This is a genomic window from Devosia sp. CN2-171, assembly GCF_049354815.1.
Taxonomy (GTDB): domain Bacteria; phylum Pseudomonadota; class Alphaproteobacteria; order Rhizobiales; family Devosiaceae; genus Devosia_A.
Map to the genome: position 1 here is coordinate 4,515,520 of NZ_CP186479.1, position 18,362 is coordinate 4,533,881.

Annotated in this window: 14 protein-coding genes; 7 read left to right on the forward strand and 7 right to left on the reverse strand. The window is 64.6% G+C overall.

The window, feature by feature from the left end; translation table 11 throughout:
• Positions 1–2: 2 nt before the first annotated feature.
• Positions 3–1,430 carry a gamma-aminobutyraldehyde dehydrogenase gene (locus ACOYW5_RS22275; RefSeq protein ID WP_423067067.1) on the forward strand — a complete coding sequence of 476 codons (1,428 nt, stop codon included), beginning with the start codon at positions 3–5 and terminating at the stop codon, positions 1,428–1,430.
• A 54-nt stretch (positions 1,431–1,484) separates the two neighbouring features.
• Positions 1,485–1,985, forward strand: a complete 501-nt coding sequence (locus tag ACOYW5_RS22280) for an ester cyclase (protein WP_423067068.1) — start codon at positions 1,485–1,487, stop codon at positions 1,983–1,985.
• On the opposite strand, the gene ACOYW5_RS22285 is transcribed toward ACOYW5_RS22280, so the two are convergent.
• Positions 1,982–2,743: a FadR/GntR family transcriptional regulator gene (locus tag ACOYW5_RS22285; RefSeq protein ID WP_423067069.1), complete on the reverse strand. Its 762-nt coding sequence runs from the start codon at positions 2,741–2,743 to the stop codon at positions 1,982–1,984. The genes ACOYW5_RS22280 and ACOYW5_RS22285 overlap by 4 nt on opposite strands.
• Positions 2,744–3,113: 370 nt before the next feature.
• Here ACOYW5_RS22285 and chvE point away from each other — a divergent pair, with 370 nt between their 5' ends.
• From chvE to ACOYW5_RS22305, 4 genes are all read left to right on the forward strand, one after another.
• Positions 3,114–4,184, forward strand: coding sequence for a multiple monosaccharide ABC transporter substrate-binding protein (gene chvE / locus ACOYW5_RS22290; protein WP_423067070.1), 1,071 nt, complete (start codon positions 3,114–3,116; stop codon positions 4,182–4,184).
• 138 nt (positions 4,185–4,322) lie between these two features.
• Positions 4,323–5,858, forward strand: coding sequence for a multiple monosaccharide ABC transporter ATP-binding protein (gene mmsA, locus ACOYW5_RS22295; RefSeq protein WP_423069531.1), 1,536 nt, complete (start codon positions 4,323–4,325; stop codon positions 5,856–5,858).
• Positions 5,855–7,138, forward strand: coding sequence for a multiple monosaccharide ABC transporter permease (gene mmsB / locus ACOYW5_RS22300; protein WP_423067071.1), 1,284 nt, complete (start codon positions 5,855–5,857; stop codon positions 7,136–7,138). Before mmsA ends, mmsB begins: the two co-directional genes overlap by 4 nt.
• Before the next feature lie 144 nt (positions 7,139–7,282).
• A complete protein-coding gene (locus tag ACOYW5_RS22305; RefSeq protein WP_423067072.1) occupies positions 7,283–10,324 on the forward strand; it encodes an alpha-mannosidase in 3,042 nt (1,013 codons plus the stop codon).
• 28 nt (positions 10,325–10,352) lie between these two features.
• Here the strand turns inward: ACOYW5_RS22305 and sseA are convergent, their stop codons facing one another.
• The 6 genes from sseA to ACOYW5_RS22335 are packed head-to-tail and all read right to left on the reverse strand — an operon-like array spanning position 10,353 to position 16,649.
• Entirely contained in the window at positions 10,353–11,189 is an 837-nt protein-coding gene (gene sseA, locus ACOYW5_RS22310) for a 3-mercaptopyruvate sulfurtransferase (RefSeq protein WP_423067073.1), read from the reverse strand.
• Between the two features lie 31 nt (positions 11,190–11,220).
• Positions 11,221–12,732 carry an alkaline phosphatase family protein gene (locus ACOYW5_RS22315; RefSeq protein WP_423067074.1) on the reverse strand — a complete coding sequence of 504 codons (1,512 nt, stop codon included), beginning with the start codon at positions 12,730–12,732 and terminating at the stop codon, positions 11,221–11,223.
• 12 nt (positions 12,733–12,744) lie between these two features.
• Positions 12,745–13,812, reverse strand: coding sequence for an ABC transporter ATP-binding protein (locus ACOYW5_RS22320; protein WP_423067075.1), 1,068 nt, complete (start codon positions 13,810–13,812; stop codon positions 12,745–12,747).
• Between the two features lie 3 nt (positions 13,813–13,815).
• Positions 13,816–14,604, reverse strand: a complete 789-nt coding sequence (locus tag ACOYW5_RS22325) for an ABC transporter permease (RefSeq protein ID WP_423067076.1) — start codon at positions 14,602–14,604, stop codon at positions 13,816–13,818.
• The gene (locus ACOYW5_RS22330) at positions 14,601–15,539 is read right to left on the reverse strand and encodes an ABC transporter permease (protein WP_423067077.1); all 939 of its coding nucleotides are present in this window, start codon (positions 15,537–15,539) and stop codon (positions 14,601–14,603) included. The genes ACOYW5_RS22325 and ACOYW5_RS22330 overlap by 4 nt, the downstream gene beginning before the upstream one ends.
• Complete coding sequence (locus ACOYW5_RS22335; protein ID WP_423067078.1) at positions 15,540–16,649, reverse strand: ABC transporter substrate-binding protein; 1,110 nt, start codon at positions 16,647–16,649, stop codon at positions 15,540–15,542.
• 365 nt (positions 16,650–17,014) lie between these two features.
• On the opposite strand from ACOYW5_RS22335, the gene ACOYW5_RS22340 reads away from it, so the two are divergent.
• Positions 17,015–18,268, forward strand: a complete 1,254-nt coding sequence (locus tag ACOYW5_RS22340) for an imelysin family protein (RefSeq protein ID WP_423067079.1) — start codon at positions 17,015–17,017, stop codon at positions 18,266–18,268.
• Positions 18,269–18,362 lie beyond the last annotated feature (94 nt).

Genomic DNA, 18,362 nt, shown 5'->3' on the forward strand with positions numbered 1-18,362 from the left:
CTATGAACACCGAAATGCTGATCGGCTCGCGCTTCGAAGCGGGTACGGAAACCGAAGAGCAGGTGCTTGACCCCCGGACGGGTGCGCTGATCAAGGCGATCCCGGAAGCGTCGGAGCAGCAGATCGATGCAGCCGTCAACGCGGCTTCGAAGGCGTTCGCCACGTGGTCGCGCACCACGCCCGGCCAGCGCTCGAACTACCTGCTCCGTATCGCGCAGGCGATCGAGGACGATGCCGATGCCTTCGCGGCGCTCGAAGCGCTGAACTGCGGCAAGCCCATTAATGCGGTGAAGAACGACGAGATCCCGGCGATCGTTGACTGCTACCGCTTCTTCGCGGGCGCCGTCCGCAACATGCATGGCGCAATCGCGGGCGAATATCTGCCGGGCCACACGTCGATGGTCCGTCGCGATCCAATCGGCATCGTCGCCTCGATCGCACCGTGGAACTACCCGCTGATGATGATGGCGTGGAAGCTCGCCCCGGCCATTGCGGGCGGCAACACGGTGGTGTTCAAGCCATCCGAGCAGACGCCGCTCACGGCGCTGAAGCTGGCCAAGGTCATGGCCGACATCCTGCCCGAGGGCGTGGTCAATGTCGTGCTCGGTCGCGGCGACAGTGTCGGCAACGCGCTGATCAACCACCCCAAGGTCAACATGATCTCGATCACGGGTGACGTGGCGACCGGCAAGAAGGTGCTGCAGGCAGCTGCCAAATCGGTGAAGCGCACGCATCTCGAGCTCGGCGGCAAGGCGCCGGTGATCGTCTACGACGACGCCGACCTCGAAGCCGTGGTCAACGGCGTCAAGGCTTTCGGCTACTACAATGCCGGACAGGACTGCACCGCGGCCTGCCGCGTGTACGCGGGGCCGAAAATCCACGACAAGCTGGTGGCGGACCTCAGCTCGGCCGTAGCCTCGATCCAGTACAATCAGCAGGACGATACGCTGAACGAGATCGGGCCGCTGATCTCGAAGCGCCAGCGCGACCGAGTGGCGAGCTTCGTCGAGCGCGCATCCGAGCTACCGCACATCAAGATCGCGACGGGCGGGCACACGTCCGGTGACAAGGGCTTCTACTACGAGCCCACGGTGATCGCGGGGGCGCTGCAGACCGACGAGATCGTGCGGCGCGAGGTCTTCGGACCGGTGGTCTCCGTCACCCGGTTCAGTGAGCCCGAAGATGCGATCGCCTGGGCCAATGACAGCGACTACGGCCTCGCGTCATCGGTGTGGACCAAGGACATCGACAAGGCCATGCAGACGGCGGCGCGGCTGCAATACGGCTGCACCTGGATCAACACGCACTTCATGCTGGTCAACGAGATGCCGCATGGCGGCCTGAAGCAATCGGGTTACGGCAAAGATATGAGCGTTTACGCGCTGGAGGACTATACTGCGGTGCGGCACATCATGATCAACCACGGCTGACGGACGAGGGAAGCGTTACGAAAGGCCCGCCAGCCTCAACACGAGGAGGGTGTCATGGATCGTCGTTCGCTGCTGGCCGGCCTGGGTACAGCCGGTCTTGGTGTTTCCCTGTTGCCGATCGCCAAACTATCCGCTGCCGAAGGGCAGGGCGGAGCCACAATCGTCTACAGCTACCTGGCGGCGTGGAACTTCCACAGTGTCGAGCGTGCCGCCCGCTACTTTTCGGACGATGTCGTCTATTTCGATGCCTCGGTAGGTGAGCCGGTTGTCGGCAAGGAGGCGGCGACCAGCGATGTCGTCGCCAACTTCATCAATGCGGTACCCGATCTGACCTGGGGCATCCGCGGTGCGCCGATCGTCATGGGCGAACGGGTAGCGTTCGAGTGGGAGTTTGCCGGCACCAACACCGGAGCCTGGGTCGACGGCACCGCGGCCAGCAACAAGCGCTTCAGGTTCCCTGGCGCCTCGGTGTTCGAGATCCGCGACGGCCTGATCGTGCACCAGGCCGACTATTACGACGCGCTGGGCTTCTACAAGCAGCTTGGCTGGATCTAGGTCGAGGCGTTGCCGCTCGCCACGTGCGAGCGGATGTCCAGTTCCGTGCTCTTGAGGTGGGCGCGCATAGCGTCCACGGCCGCGCGCTGGTCGCCGGCCTTGATGGCGTCGAGTATGGCCTGATGCGCCGAGAGGGTCTCGTCGCGACCGGCGTTGCGCAGCGTCTGGCCGCGACGGCTCATCACGAAGCTCTCGCGCAACGGCTGCGCCATGGCTTCGAAGATAAAGGCGATGACCCGGTTGCCGGTCGCCATAGCGACGGCCTCGTGGAACTGCAGGTCGGCCTCGTGGAAATGCGCCTCGGCCTCCGCATCCTCGCCGGTTGCTTCTGCTGCGGTGCGGCGCATGCTGTCCATGGCGCCGTCGATCGCCTGCAGGCCGGCGCGGCTGGCGCGCTTGGCGGCAAGTCCGGCCGACAGCGTTTCGATCGCCATGCGCAGCTCGATCAGGTCGAAGAGGCCCTTTGGGTCGTTGCGGACGATCGAGACCAGCATGCCGGCGAACACCGAACTGTCGGGCTCCCGTACCACGGCGCGGCGGCCGCGGCCGATATGCAACAGCCCGCGGCCGACGAGCATTTTCACGGCCTCGCGGATGGTGAGGCGGCTGACTTCGTAGCTCGCGGCCAGCTCGGCTTCGCTGGGGATGCTCTGGCCGGGGGTAAGGTCACGCAGGATGGAATCGGCGAGTTGATTGGCGACGCTTTCCGCCGCGGTCGACGAACCCGATCGGTCGACCCCACCTTCGGTTATGGTCATAGCCCCTCCCAACATATCAGACACGTTTCTTACACCTCGACCCCGAGTTGACCCTCGTGTGCCGTGCGTCCTGGCGGCGGAAACTACTCGTATGGTAGGCATTGCGGCAAGCGTGAATGTAGCTGGAAGCATTCCGATGGGACCAGAAGATCGGCGATCTTTACAGAGATATCTGATTGCTCTAGGTTCCGCGCCGCTCGTTGGAGGACGAGCGGCCCGCTCCAGCAAGAAGCGGGCAGGGAGGCAGAACTGGCCCGGCGAGCGCTAACGCGCCCCACCCGTACCGTCGTCCTTCCATCGACATCCTCCCCACGTGCCGGCCCGTCAAGCCGGACGCGGCAACACAACGGTTTACCCGGGAGGAAACCCAGTGAAAGCTTTCAAGCTTCTTATGACTGCCGTTACGGTTGGCGCCATCGCGCTCGCCGGCCAGGCATTTGCCCAGGACAAGGGTGCCATCGGCATCGCGATGCCGACCAAGTCGTCGCTCCGTTGGATCTCGGACGGTGACTCGCTGAAGGCCGCCCTCGAGGGCAAGGGCTACACCGTCGACCTGCAGTACGCGGAAGACGATATCCCGAACCAGCTCGCCCAGATCGAGAACATGGTGACCAAGGGCGTGAAGGCCCTCGTCATCGCCTCGATCGACGGCACGACCCTGTCGGCCGTGCTGCAGCAGGCAGCGGACGCAGGTATCAAGGTCATCGCTTATGACCGCCTGATCCGCGACAGCGCCAACGTCGACTACTACACCACCTTCGACAACTTCCAGGTCGGTGTTCTCCAGGCCAACTCGCTCGTGAAGGGCCTCAAGGAGCGCTTCCCGAACACGAAGCCGTGGAATGTCGAGCTGTTCGGCGGTTCGCCGGACGACAACAACGCCTTCTTCTTCTACGACGGCGCGCTCAGCGTCCTCCAGCCGCTCATCGACTCGGGCGACATCGTGATCAAGTCCGGCCAGACCGGCATGGACAAGGTCGGTACGCTCCGTTGGGACGGCGCCGTGGCGCAGGCCCGCATGGACAACATCCTGTCGGCCAACTACTCGGACGGCAGCCGTGTTGACGGCGTGCTGGCTCCGTACGACGGCCTCAGCCGCGGCATCATCTCGTCGCTGCGCGGCGTGGGCTATGGCTCGGCCGACCAGCCGTGGCCGATCGTCACTGGCCAGGACGCCGAGACCCCGTCGGTCAAGGCGATCATCGCCGGCGAGCAGTACTCGACCGTGTTCAAGGACACCCGTGAACTGGCCGCAACCACTGCCGCCCTCGTTGACACCGTCATCAGCGGTGGCACGCCGGAAGGCCTCGACACCACCACCTACAACAACGGTGTGAAGGTCGTGCCGTCGATCCTGCTCGTCCCGCATGACGTCGATGCCACCAACTACAAGGCCCTCGTCGTCGACTCGGGCTACATCAAGGAATCCGACCTCCAGTAAGGTCGATGCCTTAGGAGGGGCCTCGCTCACCAGCGAGGCCCTTTCCGCGTTCTATCCCCTCAAGTAAAATCCGGTCCGAGGCGCCGAACGGCGACCGGTCCAACCAGAAGGCCGCCCATGACAGACACCATCCTGGAGATGCGCGACGTAATCTTGCAGATGCGCGACATCACCAAGACCTTTCCTGGTGTGAAGGCGCTCCAGAACGTCAACCTGGACGTAAGGGCCGGTGAGATTCACGCCATTGTCGGCGAGAACGGTGCCGGCAAGTCGACGCTGATGAAGGTTCTTTCCGGCGTCTACCCGCACGGCTCCTACGAGGGCCAGATCATCTACAACGGCGAGGAATGCCACTTTCGCTCGATCCGCGACAGCGAGCACAAGGGCATCGTCATCATCCATCAGGAGCTGGCGTTGGTGCCGCTCCTGTCGATCGCCGAGAACATCTACCTGGGCAACGAGCGCGCCAATGCCGGGATCGTCGACTGGGACGAGACGCGCGAGGGCGCCCGTGCCGTGCTCCGGAAGGTCGGGCTGAAGGAGGATCCGGACACGCTCGTCACCAACATCGGTACGGGCAAGCAGCAGCTGGTCGAGATCGCCAAGGCGCTGTCCAAGGAAGTGAAGCTCCTCATTCTCGACGAGCCCACCGCCAGCCTGTCCGAAAAGGACAGCGAGGCGCTGCTCAACCTGCTGCTCGGCTTCAAGGCGCAGGGCATTTCCTGCATCCTGATCTCGCACAAGCTCAACGAAGTCTCGAAGGTCTCGGATCGGATCACCGTCATCCGCGACGGCCACACGATCGAAACGCTGAACAAGGACCAGATCAGCGAGGACCGGATCATCACCTCGATGGTCGGCCGTGCCCTCGAGGATCGCTATCCGGCGCGCACGCCCAACATCGGCGAGGTCGTGTTCGAGGTGAAGAACTGGTCGGTCTACCACCCGCAGCACCGCGACCGGCAGGTGATCAGAGGCATCGACCTCAACATCCGGAAGGGCGAAGTCGTCGGCATCGCCGGCCTCATGGGGTCGGGCCGCACCGAGTTCGCGATGAGCCTGTTCGGCAAGTCCTACGGCGTCAAGGTCACCGGTGACGTGCTGCTGCACGGCAAGAAGGTCGACACCTCGACCGTCGAGAAGGCGGTGTCTCACGGCATCGCCTATGCCACCGAGGACCGCAAGACCTTCGGGCTGAACCTCATCGACCATATCAAGCACAACACCACGCTCGCCAACCTCGTCGGCGTGTCGCGCTGGGGCGTGATCGATGACCTCAAGGAACTCGACGTCGCCAACGATTATCGCAAGAAGACCAACATCCGGTCTTCGAGCGTCTATCAGACGGTGGGCAACCTGTCGGGCGGCAACCAGCAGAAGGTCGTGCTGTCCAAGTGGCTGTTCGCCAACCCCGAGGTTCTCATCCTCGATGAGCCGACGCGCGGCATCGACGTCGGCGCCAAATACGAAATCTACAGCATCATCAACCAGCTCGCCGCACAGGGCAAAGCCATCCTCGTCATCTCCTCGGAGATGCCGGAGCTGCTCGGCATCACCGACCGCGTCTACGTGATGAACGAGGGCCGGCTCGTCGGAGAAATGCCGACCGCCGAAGCGAGCCAGGAAAAGATCATGCGCGCCATCGTGCGCGCCGAAGGGAAAGTAGCATCATGACGACCGATATCGCTCCGCAGGCCGCAGGCACGGCAGAAGCCGGCGCTCCGCAGCGCCTGTCCATCTGGGGCGCATTGCAGGCCAACCTCCGCGAATACGGCCTGCTGCTCGTCCTCATCCTCATCATGCTGTTCTTCCAGTGGACGACGGGCGGCGTGCTGTTCAAGCCGCTGAACCTCACCAACATCATTCTTCAGAACAGCTACATCATCGTGATGGCGCTCGGCATGCTGCTGGTGATCGTTGCCGGCCATATCGACCTCAGTGTCGGGTCGGTGTCGGGCTTCATCGGCGCGCTGGCGGCCATGCTGATGATCGGCTGGAAAGCCGTCCTGCCGCCCGAGCTGGCATTCCTCGCCAATCCGTTCGTCGCGGGCCTCATCTGCCTGCTTGTCGGCGCCGCGATCGGGGCGGCTCAGGGCTACCTGATCGCCTATTACCGCATCCCGAGCTTCATCGTGACGCTCGCCGGCATGCTGATCTTCAAGGGCCTGTCGCTCAGCATTCTCGCCGGCCAGTCGGTCGGTCCATTCCCGGCAGAGTTCCAGCTGCTTTCCGCAGGTTTCATTCCGGATTTCGTCGGCCCGATTACTCTCATTCCGGCTGGCGACGGCGTGCAGCAGTTGGTCTTGCACGGGGCGACTCTCGCAATCGGCATCGTCGCCGTCGTCGCGATGGTGCTGTTCTCTATCCGCGGTCGAGCCCGCCGCACGTCGCGCGGCTATGAATCGGAGCCGTTTGCGCTCTTTGCCGCCAAGAACATCGTGATCGCCGCGCTCGTGCTGTTCTTCACCTACATGCTGGCGTCCTACAAGGGTCTGCCGAACGTGCTGGTGGTGATGGGTGTGCTCATTGCCGGGTTCGTGTTCCTTACCAAGCGGCTGACCTTCGGCCGTCGCATCTACGCCATCGGCGGCAATCCCAAGGCTGCGGCGCTTTCAGGCATCAAGACCGAGCGGCTGACGTTCTACATCTTCGCCATCATGGGCGCGCTGGCTGCACTGGCCGGCATGATCTATGCCGCCCGCCTCAATTCGGCGACGCCGAAGGCGGGGCAGGGTCTCGAGCTCGACGTGATCGCCGCCGTGTTCATCGGCGGCGCCTCCGCGCTGGGCGGTGTCGGCCAGGTCGCCGGTGCGGTGATCGGTGCGTTCATCATGGGCGTGCTGAACAACGGCATGTCGATCATGGGCATCAACATCGACCTGCAGCAGATGATCAAGGGCGTGGTGCTGCTCGCCGCGGTGTTCTTCGATCTCTACAACAAGAACAAGGCCTAGCGGCCCCGTCAGCGTGAACCTTGCACGGGCCCGGCTTCCGCGGTGTGGAAGCCGGGCTTTTCGTTACGGGTCTCCCCTAGCGGCGAACGGCCAGTTGTGATTTTGTCCGGCCGCTTTTGTAACGTTGCAATGAAGGGATTTCGGATGGCTCTGTCGATCGCGCAGCGGCTGGACCGGGTGAAAGTCCGGCTCGACGAATTGACCTTCTGGCTGGCGCGCGAGACGGCGCAGGTCGATGGCTGGCTGCTCAACGGGGCCCCCATTGGGCTCGGTGCAGCGTGGCCAAGCCGCGACGGTGTGCAGAAGTTCGAGGCCTCGGTCTCCGTGCCGTCGCACTGGCCGATTGCAGAGGCGCGGCTGTTCCTCGATCTTGGCGGTGAGGCGCTGGCGACGCTGGTCTATGCCGATCGCAGCGAGCCTTTCGGCAACGACCCCTATCACAAGGATTTCCCGGTTCGCGCGCATGAGTTCCGCATCGAGGCGGAGGCCGTACCGCGCCTGCCGTTCGGCGAGCCGGTGCGCGATCCGCATCTCAAGGGCGCGCGGCTCTACTGGCTCGATACGGCCGTCCACAGGCTGCGCATGCGGCTGGCGCTGGTGTACGAGCTCTGCGACCAGCTGCGCAGCCACGAGGTCACGCCTCACCTGATCGAAGCGGCCGAGCAGGCGTTCTATGCTCTCGACTGGCCATCAGGCACACAGGACTATGTCGCGCGCTTCGCCGCCCAGGGAGGGCAGCAGCGCATCTGGCAGCTGCCCCCGCTCAAGGACAATCCGGCGGCGCTCACCGAGGAGCAGCGCGCCAGTGTCGTCGCAGCCGACGAGAAGCTGGTCGGCCGCCTGCAGGACCTGCAGCGCCGCTTCCCGCAGCAGGGCGAGATCGCGCTCACCGGCCACGCCCATATCGACCTCGCCTGGCTCTGGCCGTACTCCGAGACCAAGCGCAAGACGCGGCGCACATTCTCGACCGCGCTGTCGCTGATGGAGGGCAGCAACGAGTACATCGCCCAATCCGGCTTCCGCTTCAACCAGTCGACGGCGCAGTACTACAGCCAGATCGAAGAGGACGATCCGGCCTTGTTCGAGCGCATCAAGGCCAAGGTCGCGGCCGGCGGGTGGGAGACGGTGGGCGGCATGTGGGTCGAGCCCGACACCAACATGCCGACGGGCGAAAGCCTCACGCGCCAGATCCTCTACGGCCAACGCTATTTCGAGCAGAAGTTCGGCGTGCGTCACCGGGTGTGCTGGCTGCCCGACTGCTTTGGTTTCTCCGGCGGCCTGCCGCAGCTGCTGAAGCAGGGCGGCATCGACTCGTTCTTCACCATCAAGGTGAATTGGAACGACACCAACACCATCCCGGCGGACCTGTTCTGGTGGGAGGGGATCGATGGCTCGCGCGTCCTCACCCACACGTTCAACAACCCGTGGCACGGCTATAACGGCGCGGTGAACCCGCTGTCGATCTACAAGACCTGGCTCAACTTCAAGCAGAAGGCGGTCCATCCTACCTCGCTGCTCGCCGTGGGCTATGGCGATGGTGGTGGCGGCGTGACGCCGGAATATGTCGAGCGCGAAATGGCGCTGCGCGATTTCCCGGTGCTGCCTAAGGCACGCTGGAGTCGCGTCGAGGATTTCTTCGCTGGTGCGCACGATACCGGCAAGGCCAAAAAGCTCCCGGTCTGGCAGGGCGACATCTATCTCGAGCTTCACCGCGCTACGCTCACCACGCAGAGCGCAACCAAGAAGGCGCACCGGCAGGCGGAGCGGGCCCTGATCACGGCCGAAACGCTGGGTTCTCTCGCGGCACTGCTCGGCGGTGAGCAGCCGGAGAGCCTCGAGCATATCTGGCGCATGGTGCTGAAGAACGAGTTCCACGACATCCTGCCGGGCTCGTCGATCGCTGAAGTCTACGACGATGCGGAGCGCGAGCTGAACGACGCCGTAGGCCGCGCCGTGGCACGCCAGCAGATGGCCCTGTCGTCTATCGTCAACCTGATCCCGGATGGCGACGTGTCCGATGCGGTGATCGTGGTGAACCCCTCGCTCAGCCGTCGGCCGGTGCGCGTCACGCTGTCGGATGGCACGCATTTCTCGAGCCCGGATGTGATGGCGCCGCTCGGCATCAAGGTGTTCCTGCGCTCAGAACTGGCGCCACTCGATGGTCTCTCGGTCAGTGAGAGCCATCTCGAGAACGCGCATATTCGCGCGACGATTGATGCCGACGGTACGGTCACCAGCCTTATTCACAAGGCTACCGGCCGCGAGGCGCTGGACGGGCGCGGCAACCAGCTCTGGGTCTATCCATCGGACAAGCCCCGCGATTGGGACGCCTGGGATATCGAGGAAGACTACGCCAGGAAGGGCGTAGAGCTGACCCAGCCCGAGAGCATCAAGGTGGTCGAGAACACGCCGACACTCGTCGCCGTGCGGGTCGTTCGCCGCTTCCGCGCCTCGACGGTCACGCAGACCTATCTGCTCGAAGCCAATGGCGTGCGGCTCGACATCGCGACCGAAATCGACTGGCACGACCGCCACTGCCTGCTGCGCACGATCACGCCGGTTTCAGTGCGCACCACGCACGCCACCTTCGAGCATGCGAACGGAGTCGTCCGACGCACCACGCACGAAAACACGTCGTGGGACCAGGCGCAGTTCGAAGTGCCGGGCCACCGCTTCCTCGACATGAGCGAGCCCGGTTTCGGCGTTGCGCTGCTCAACGACGCCAAGTATGGCCACAGCGCCAAGGGCAACGTGCTGGGCCTGAGCCTCGTGCGTTCGCCGGTCTATCCCGATCCGCTGGCGGATGAAGGCGGGCAGCGCTTCACCTACGCGCTCTATCCGCATGCCGGCGACTGGCACGAAGGCCGGGTACGCGAGGAAGCCGAGGACCTCAACCAGCCTATGCTGGCCGCCACCGCCAGCGGCGTCGCCTCGGTCCACTACGAGCCGATCGGCATCGACGGTATCCCGGCTGCGCTTTCCGGCCTCAAGCCGGCCGAGGACGGCAACGGGCTGATCCTCAGGGTGTACGAGCCGTCGGGGCGGCGCGGCGATTTCGCCGTGAAGGCTCCGGAAGGTTGGGCCGTATCGGCCGCGCTGAGCATCCTCGAGGAGCCGATGGAGCGCGGCGAGGGCGCCGAGTTGCGTCCGTTCGAGGTGCGGAGCTGGAGATTGGCGAAGGGGTAGGCAAGAGCCAGACTGGGTGAGGGGCCGGTCAGCCCTTCACCACCTCAACATCGTCCCGCCCGCCCCACTCGGCCCACGCTCCGTCGTAGAGCACGACATCCGTCGCCCCGGCCTGCTCGAGCGCCAGCTTCAGCGTTGCAGCCGTGACGCCGGACCCGCAGGTCGTGGCGATTGGCTTGGTCAGGTCGAGGCCGGCGGCTTCGAACTGGGTCCGTAGCGTTTCGGCCGGCTTCAACTGGCCGCTTTCGACCAGCGTATCCGCTGGGGCGCTGAAGGCGTTCGGCATGTGGCCCGACTTGAGGCCCGGGCGTGGTTCCGCGACCTCGCCACGGAAGCGGCCGGCAGGGCGGGCATCGGCGATCTGGCGAGTGCCGGCGCTTGAGAAGTCGCGCATCTGCTCGATATCCGCGACTGCATCGGCATCGAACCGCACATTGAACGTCGTAGCCGGACGCATTGCCACGCCGGCCTCGACCGCGCGGCCTTCGGCCACCCATTTCGGCAGTCCGCCTGCGAGGATGCGCACGTCGCGCGCGCCCATCGTTACGAACGTCCAGCGTACGCGGGGCGCCGAGAACAGGCCCATGCCGTCGTAGATGACGATGGTCATGCCATCGCCAATGCCGAGCTTGCCCGCCAGTTCGCCGAATGCCTCCGGCTGCATCAGCATGTGCGGCAGGCCGGTGGAGAGGTCGGCGTATTTGTCCACGTCGAACCAGATCGCGCCTGGGATGTGCGCGGCCAGATACTCGGCGCGCGGGTCGCGATTGGCGGCGGGGAGATACCAGCTGCCATCGACGACGACGACGTTGGGGTCGGTGAGATGGTCGGCGAGCCAGGGGGTGGAGACGAACGGGTCGGTCATGAGGTCCTCTTTGCGGGGCCAACCTAAGGTCTCAGACGCGTCCCGTCACCACCCCATCCGGCGTCAGCATCTTGAGCGCCAGCGTCTGGTCGAGATGCCGGGCCCGCCAGGCGAGCAGGCGCTCGGCCATCTCGATCCGCTCGGCAACGTGCCGCGGATCGTCGGCCAGATTTTGCAGGCAGCCGGGATCGGCCTGCAGGTCGAACAGCAGCGGCGGCAGCTTGGGGAAGTGTACGTACTTCCAGCGGTCGGTGCGGATGACAGCGAGGTTCAGCTCATTCGACTTGAGGCCGAACCAGCCTTCGGCATGGCCATCGACGACATCGCGGAAATCGAACTCCCAGTGCACCTCGTCGCGCCAGTCATCCGGCGGATCGCCCCAGAGCAGCGGGACCAGCGACCGGCCATCGGGGTGATGCAGCGGCTGGGCCTCAAGGAGCTCCAGCAGCGTCGGGAAGACATCGACGGACTCGGTGAAAACCTCGATCGTTGCGCCCTCGGGCTCGCCCGGCCGGCGGACGATCAGCGGGATGTGCTGGCTCTGGTCGAAATAGCCGCCTTTGCCGAGCGTATAGTGGTCACCCATCATCTCGGCGTGGTCGGAGGTGAAGACGATGATCGTCTGCTCCCATTCGCCGCGATCGCGAATGGCCTGGAACACGCGACCGAGCTGCGCGTCGACCTCAGCGATCATGCCGAAATAGGTGGCTTTGATCTGCTTGAACTCGGCGGTGGTCCAGTCGGCGACGCGCCCACTGGCTCCGGGAACGAAGGAGTCCTGCGTGGTGACCTGCAGTGCGTATTCCATCAGCGGATGGCGCGCGCCCTCGGCCGTGACGTTGCCGGCGCGGACGAAGTCTCCGACCTCGTCCGACGAGAACATCGTGTTGTAGGGCGCCGGGACGATGAACGGCGGATGGGGCCGGATGAATGAGAGATGAGCGAACCAGTAGCGGTCACCGTCCTGCTCGCCAAGCCAGCGGACGAACTCATTGGCGATGAATGCTGTCTGCGTCTGCTCGGCTGAATATGCAGGCGGCGCGTTGCTGACCGTGCCCGGCTCGACGCCGACAGGAAAATCGGCCTCCGGCTTGCCGCCGAGTTCGAGGCCCTGCTGGCGCAGCCAGGAAAGCCAGGCTTTTTCGTGCTCAGGCAGCTTTACCCGGGTGGTGAAGCCGGGGAGATCGCCTTCATAGGTGGTGAGATCGGGGTCGTTCTCGTGGTGCACCGTAGGGTCGGGAGACACGTCGGTGTAGCCGAACAGGGTCGGGTCATAGCCGGCGCGGCGGGCGGCCTTGGCGATGTTGTCGAAGCGATCGGCGAGCGGGCTGCCGTTGCGGCAGACCCGGTTGTTCATCTGGTAGAGGCCGGTATAGAGCGACGCGCGCGCCGGGGAGCAGGGGGCGGCCTGGGCATAGTGGTTGAGGAAGGCGACGCCCTGCGAGGCGAGTTCGTCGAGGTTTGGCGTCTTCACTAAGGGATGGCCGGCATAGCCAGTGCAATCGCCGCGCCATTGGTCAGCGGTGATGAAGAGGATGTTCATGGCGAGTAGCCGTCAGTTGCCGAGAACCAGCACATCACTCGAGGAGATGCCGACCTGGACCGGGGCGCCGTGGGGCGGGGGTGGGGTGCGCTGGTCGTTGAAGGTGTCGAGGCTGATGGCGTTGTCGCCGAGATCGACTTTCAGGCGGATGACCGAGCCGAGGAAGGCGACTTCGGCCACCTTGCCGTCGAGCACGATATCGCGCGCCGCGCCGTTGGCGAGCGCCACCGCTTCGGGCCGCATGGTCAGCGCAACGGCCTCGCCGTTCTGCGCCGTCGCTGGCAGGGCGGGGATGGTGACAGTGGTGTTGCCTATCCGGACCGACTTCTGGCCGGCATCGGTGACGGTGGCGTTGAGCGTATTGAGCTGGCCGACGAAGGTCGCGACGAACTTCGTCTGCGGGCGGTTGTAGATCTCGAAGGGCTCGCCGAACTGCTCGACCTTGCCGGCGTTGAGCACGACGATGCGGTCCGAGATCGACAGCGCCTCTTCCTGGTCGTGGGTGACGAACACGGTGGTAATGCCGAGTTCGCGCTGGATCTCGCGGATCTGCTCTCGCAGAGAGACACGGATCTTGGCGTCGAGCGCCGACAGCGGCTCATCGAGGAGGAGCATGCGCGGGCTCGGCGCAAGCGCGCGGGCGAGCGCGACGCGCTGCTGCTGGCCGCCGGAGAGTTCGAACGGGAAGCGCTTGTCGTAGCCGCTGAGGCCAATCAGCTTCAGCATTTCCTCGCCCCGCGCCTCGCGTTGCGGCTTGGGCATGCCGGCGATCTTGAGGCCGAAGCCGACATTGTCGGCGACGTTCATGTTGGGGAACAGCGCGTAGGCCTGGAACACCATGCCGATCTTGCGCTGGTTGGGCTGGAGGTGAGCGATGTCGTTGCCTTCGACGACGATGCGGCCGGAGTCGGGGCGCTCGAAGCCGGCGATCATCCTGAGGATCGTCGTCTTGCCACAGCCGGAGGGGCCGAGCAGGGAGACAAACTCGCCCTGGTTGAAACTCAGGTCCACGCCCTTGACGACGGCGTTGCCGCCGAAGGTCTTCACCAGCTTCTCGATGCGGAGAAATCCTTCGGTCATGGCTCAGTCCTTGCGGGCAGTTTTGGGGGCGAAGCGGGCGAGCAACTGGATCATGCCCATGGCGCCCCAGGTGATGACGAACGAGATGACGGCAAGCGCGGACGGCTCATAGGCGCGATTGGCGCCGACATTCTGCATGTAGACGCCGAACACCTGCCGGTTGAGCAGGCTGGCGATGGTGAACTCGCCAATGACGATGGCGAGCGTCAGGAAGGCGCCGGACAGCACAGCAACGATGATGTTGGGGAAGATCACCCGGGCGATAATCGTCGCCTGGTTGGCCCCGAGGATGTTGGCGGCCTCGGTCAGCGTCTGCACGTCGATGGTGCGGAGGCCCGTATCGACCGCCCGGTACATGTAGGGCAGGGCGAGGGCGACATAGGCCAGCGTCAGCAGGACGTCGGTGCCGAAATTGGTGCCCAGCAGCGGGATGACCGAGCTCGTGTTGTACATCCGGATATACCCGAACACCAAAATGATGGCGGGGATGACCAGCGGCAGCAGCGTGATGAACTCGATGATCGGCCGCAGCTGGGGGGCACGAAGCCGGACGTAGTAAGCCGCCGGAACGACCAGCAGCAGGCCGACGACGATGGCAGCCGCGCCGATGATCAGCGAGTAGCTGAACGCGGCCTGGAAGCGCGGGTCGTTCAGCACGTTGGCGTAGGCATCGAACGACAGGTAGTCGCGCCGGATGTGCAGCGAGAAATCGAACGTGGCGTAGAGCGGCACGAGGAAGTAGAGCGCGCCGAGCGTGAAGATCACCCAGCTCCAGATCTTGCCCTGCTTCATTTGAGCCACCGTTCGGCGCGGGTGCGCACCACCAGATAGATGACGTTGGCGAGCGCGGTGATGACGATCATGCCAAGCGCCAGTGCAGCGCCGAGGCCTGGATTGTGCAGCACGTCGCCGCGGATTTGGGCGTAGAGGAGGATCGGCACGATGTTGAGCGACGAACCGGTCAGTGCATAGGCGGTGGCGATGGCGCCGAAGGCATTGGCGAAGAGCAGCGACAGCGTGCCGAGCAGGTTCGGCCAGAGGACCGGGAAGCCGACATAGCGCCAGAACTGGCCTTTGGTAGCGCCAAGCGTCGCGGCCGCCTCGCCCCACTCCTTCTTCAGCCCGTCGATAGCGGGCGCGATGATCAGGATCATCAGCGGGATCTGGAAATAGAGGTAGGTAACCGTCAGGCCCCAGAAGCTGAGGATGTTGAAGGACCGCGTCAGGTCGAAACCGAACAGCGTCTTGAACAGCACTGTCACGAGCCCGAGACGGCCGAGCGTGGCGAGGAAGGCGAAGGCCAGCGGGATGCCGGCAAACTGCGAGGCGACGCCGGAAAAGGTCATTACCGAGGAGCGGATGAAGCCGGGTAGCTTGCCGCGGATGACCGCCATGGCCATTGCCAATCCGATCAGCGCGCCAATGATGGCAGAGGCAGCGGAGACGCGGATCGAGATCCAGAACGAGGCGACGATCTGCGAGTCGCTCAGTTGCAGGATGTTGTCGAAGGTGAAGGTCCCGTTCGGATCCTGGAAGGCGCCGACGACGAGGCCGAGCGTCGGGATGACGAGGAACAGCAGGGCGAACAGGATGAAGGGGGCGATGGCGAGGATGTCGCCAAGCCTGAGAGTCGTCAGGAAGCGGAACGGATTCCCGCCGACCCGCGCCACCGGCCCGGTCGAAACCGGGCCGGCCGCGGTGTCAGCTACAGAGCTGACATTCGCCATTTACTGAACGTTCGCGCCGACGAGGCTGTCCCACTGCGTGGTGATGGCTTCCTTGGCGGCAGCCTGGTCGTCGAGGGTCGGGAACACGGCCTTAGCGTAGTTCTCGGCCGGCGGCAGCTTGTCGAGCAGAGCCTGGGGAACGGCACCCTTGGCGGCGAGGTCGTTGAAGCGGATCGGGTGGCAGTAGCCAGCGAGCCAGCCGAGCTGACCTTCATCCGAGTAGAGGTATTCCATCCACAGCTTGGCTGCGTTCGGATGCGGAGCGAAAGCCGAGATGGCCTGGATGTAAACGCCGGCGACGACGCTGTCCGACGGGACGACGACTTCGGCCTTCGGGTTGCCGGCAAAGCCATCGCGCCAGGCGAGGGCATTATAGTCCCAGGCGACGACGATCGGGGTGGTGCCCTGGGCAACCGAAGCGGCCTTGCCGATGACCGGGACGAAGTTGCCCGACTTGTTCAGCTCGGCGAAGTAGGCGAGGCCAGCTTCGGCAGCGGCCTTGGCATCGGTGGCACCGGTGGAAAGGCCAGCACCGTAGACGCCCTGGATGGCCTGGTTGGCAGCGCGCGGATCACCGGCGAGGGCGACCGAGTTGGCGTAGTCGGCGGCCTTGAGGTCGGCCCACGAGGTCGGGACCTTGGTCACGAGGTCGGTGTTCACGAGGAACGACAGCACGCCGTAATAGTCACCGTACCAGTAACCTTCAGCGTCCTTGGCCGAGTCCGGGATCGTGTCCCAGGTCGAGACCTTGTACGGCTGGATCAGGCCTTCGGCCTTGGCCGAGGGGCCGAACGACAGGCCGACGTCGATCACGTCGGGGGCCTGCGGGCCGGTGTTGCCCTTGTTGGCCTTGATGGCCTCGATTTCGTCGGCCGAACCGGCATCGGGGTTCAGCTCGTTGACGGTGATGCCCGGATACTTGGCCTTGAAGGCCTCGATCACGGCACCGTAGCCGCACCAGTCATGGGGCAGAGCGATAGTGGTGAGCTGACCCTCGGCCTTGGCGGCTTCGTAGAGGGCAGTAAGGTCGGTCTGCGCCACAGCGGAAAAGGTCGATGCGGCGAGGGCCGCGACCGAAACCGAAGCGACGAGCGCGTTCTTGAAGATCATTCTCAGTCTCCCTGGAATTCTTGGCTTGTTGTCCTGACTCGGGAGGAGCCCCAAAAGCCGCGTCTCACGTATTTTGGCCGTATGACAGCCGCATGACATTCGCCCCAAGCGAACGCGTCGACTGTACTGGTGCCGCCGGTGCGAAACCCCCGCCCTAGGGGGCTTTGCGACTGTCGGACCCCCTCCGAAGTCATTTGTGACATTTGTGACAGTGCCCGTTTTACCGGAACGAGTCGAGATGGCGCCAAAGCAGCGGCGAGGAGCTGTTCTTAGAGCCGTTCCAAACTGGGTCGATATTTCTTGATTGCTGCAGTCCACATTGCTAGTGCGCGGCGTACGGACGATCTGTCCCCCGGAGATTTTGGATGAAGACGATCAGCACGCTTGCCCTTTCCATCGGCATGGCGGCGATGGGCGCCGGTTTCGCCGGGGCTGCCGAGCCGACCGCCGATGCCATTCTCAAGACCTATGCCGACATCGCGCTCGCCGGCTACGAGGACGCGCTGACCGCGGCCAAGGCGCTTGATGCCGCCACGGACGCGCTGATCGCCAACCCGAGCGAAGAGACGCTGACCGCCGCCCGCGAGGCCTGGCGCGCGTCGCGTCCGAGCTACCAGCAGACCGAGGCCTTCCGTTTCGGCAACGCCATCGTCGACGAGTGGGAGGGCAAGGTGAATGCCTGGCCGCTCGACGAAGGCCTGATCGACTATGTGGATGCGAGCTACGGCGCCGAGAGTGACGAGAACGGGCTCTATACCGCCAACGTCATCGCCAACCCCAAGATCACCATCGACGGCACCGAGGTCGACGCGGCCGCGATCACCCCGGCGTTCCTGCAGGATACGCTGCAGGAAGCGGGTGGTATCGAATCGAATGTCGCGACCGGCTATCACGCCGTCGAGTTCCTGCTCTGGGGCCAGGACCTGCACGGCACCGAAGCCGGTGCCGGCGAGCGGCCGTTCACCGACTACTCGACCGATGCGAACGCCAAGCGGCGCGCGCAGTATCTCGACGCGTCTACGGACCTGCTGGTCACCGACCTCGAGGAGATGGTCGCCAACTGGCAGGAAGGCGGGGCGGCTCGCACGGCGCTGGCCGAGACCGGCCTTGCGACTATCCTCACCGGCATGGGCTCGCTCTCGTTCGGCGAACTGGCGGGCGAGCGCATGAAGCTCGGCCTGCTGCTGCACGATCCGGAAGAGGAGCACGACTGCTTCTCGGACAACACGCATGTCTCGCACCTCAACGACGGCATCGGTATCCGCAACGTCTACCTCGGCAAATACACCCGCGTTGACGGTTCGGTGGTCGAAGGCCCGTCGATCTCGGAGCTGATCGCGGCCAAGGACGCGGCGCTCGATACCGAGATCAGGGCGCAGCTCGACGATTCCGTCGCCAAGCTCCAGGCCATCGCGGACCGCGCTGCCGCCGGCGAGGCGTACGACCAGCAGATCGGCGAGGGCAACACCGAGGGCAATGCGGCGGTGCAGGCCGCGATCGATGCGCTGATCGCCCAGACGCGCGGGGTCGAACGTGCGGTAGCCCTGCTGAATCTGGGCGATGCGGTGACGATCGAGCAGTCGGACAGCTTGACCAACCCGGACGCGGTGTTCCAGTAAGCCGACGTTTTCCAAGGATTTATCGGCGCCGCGGGTGGACAGAATCTGCGGCGCTGCCTTTTATCCCGGTCCATGGCCGGGAAGCCTAGAGTGC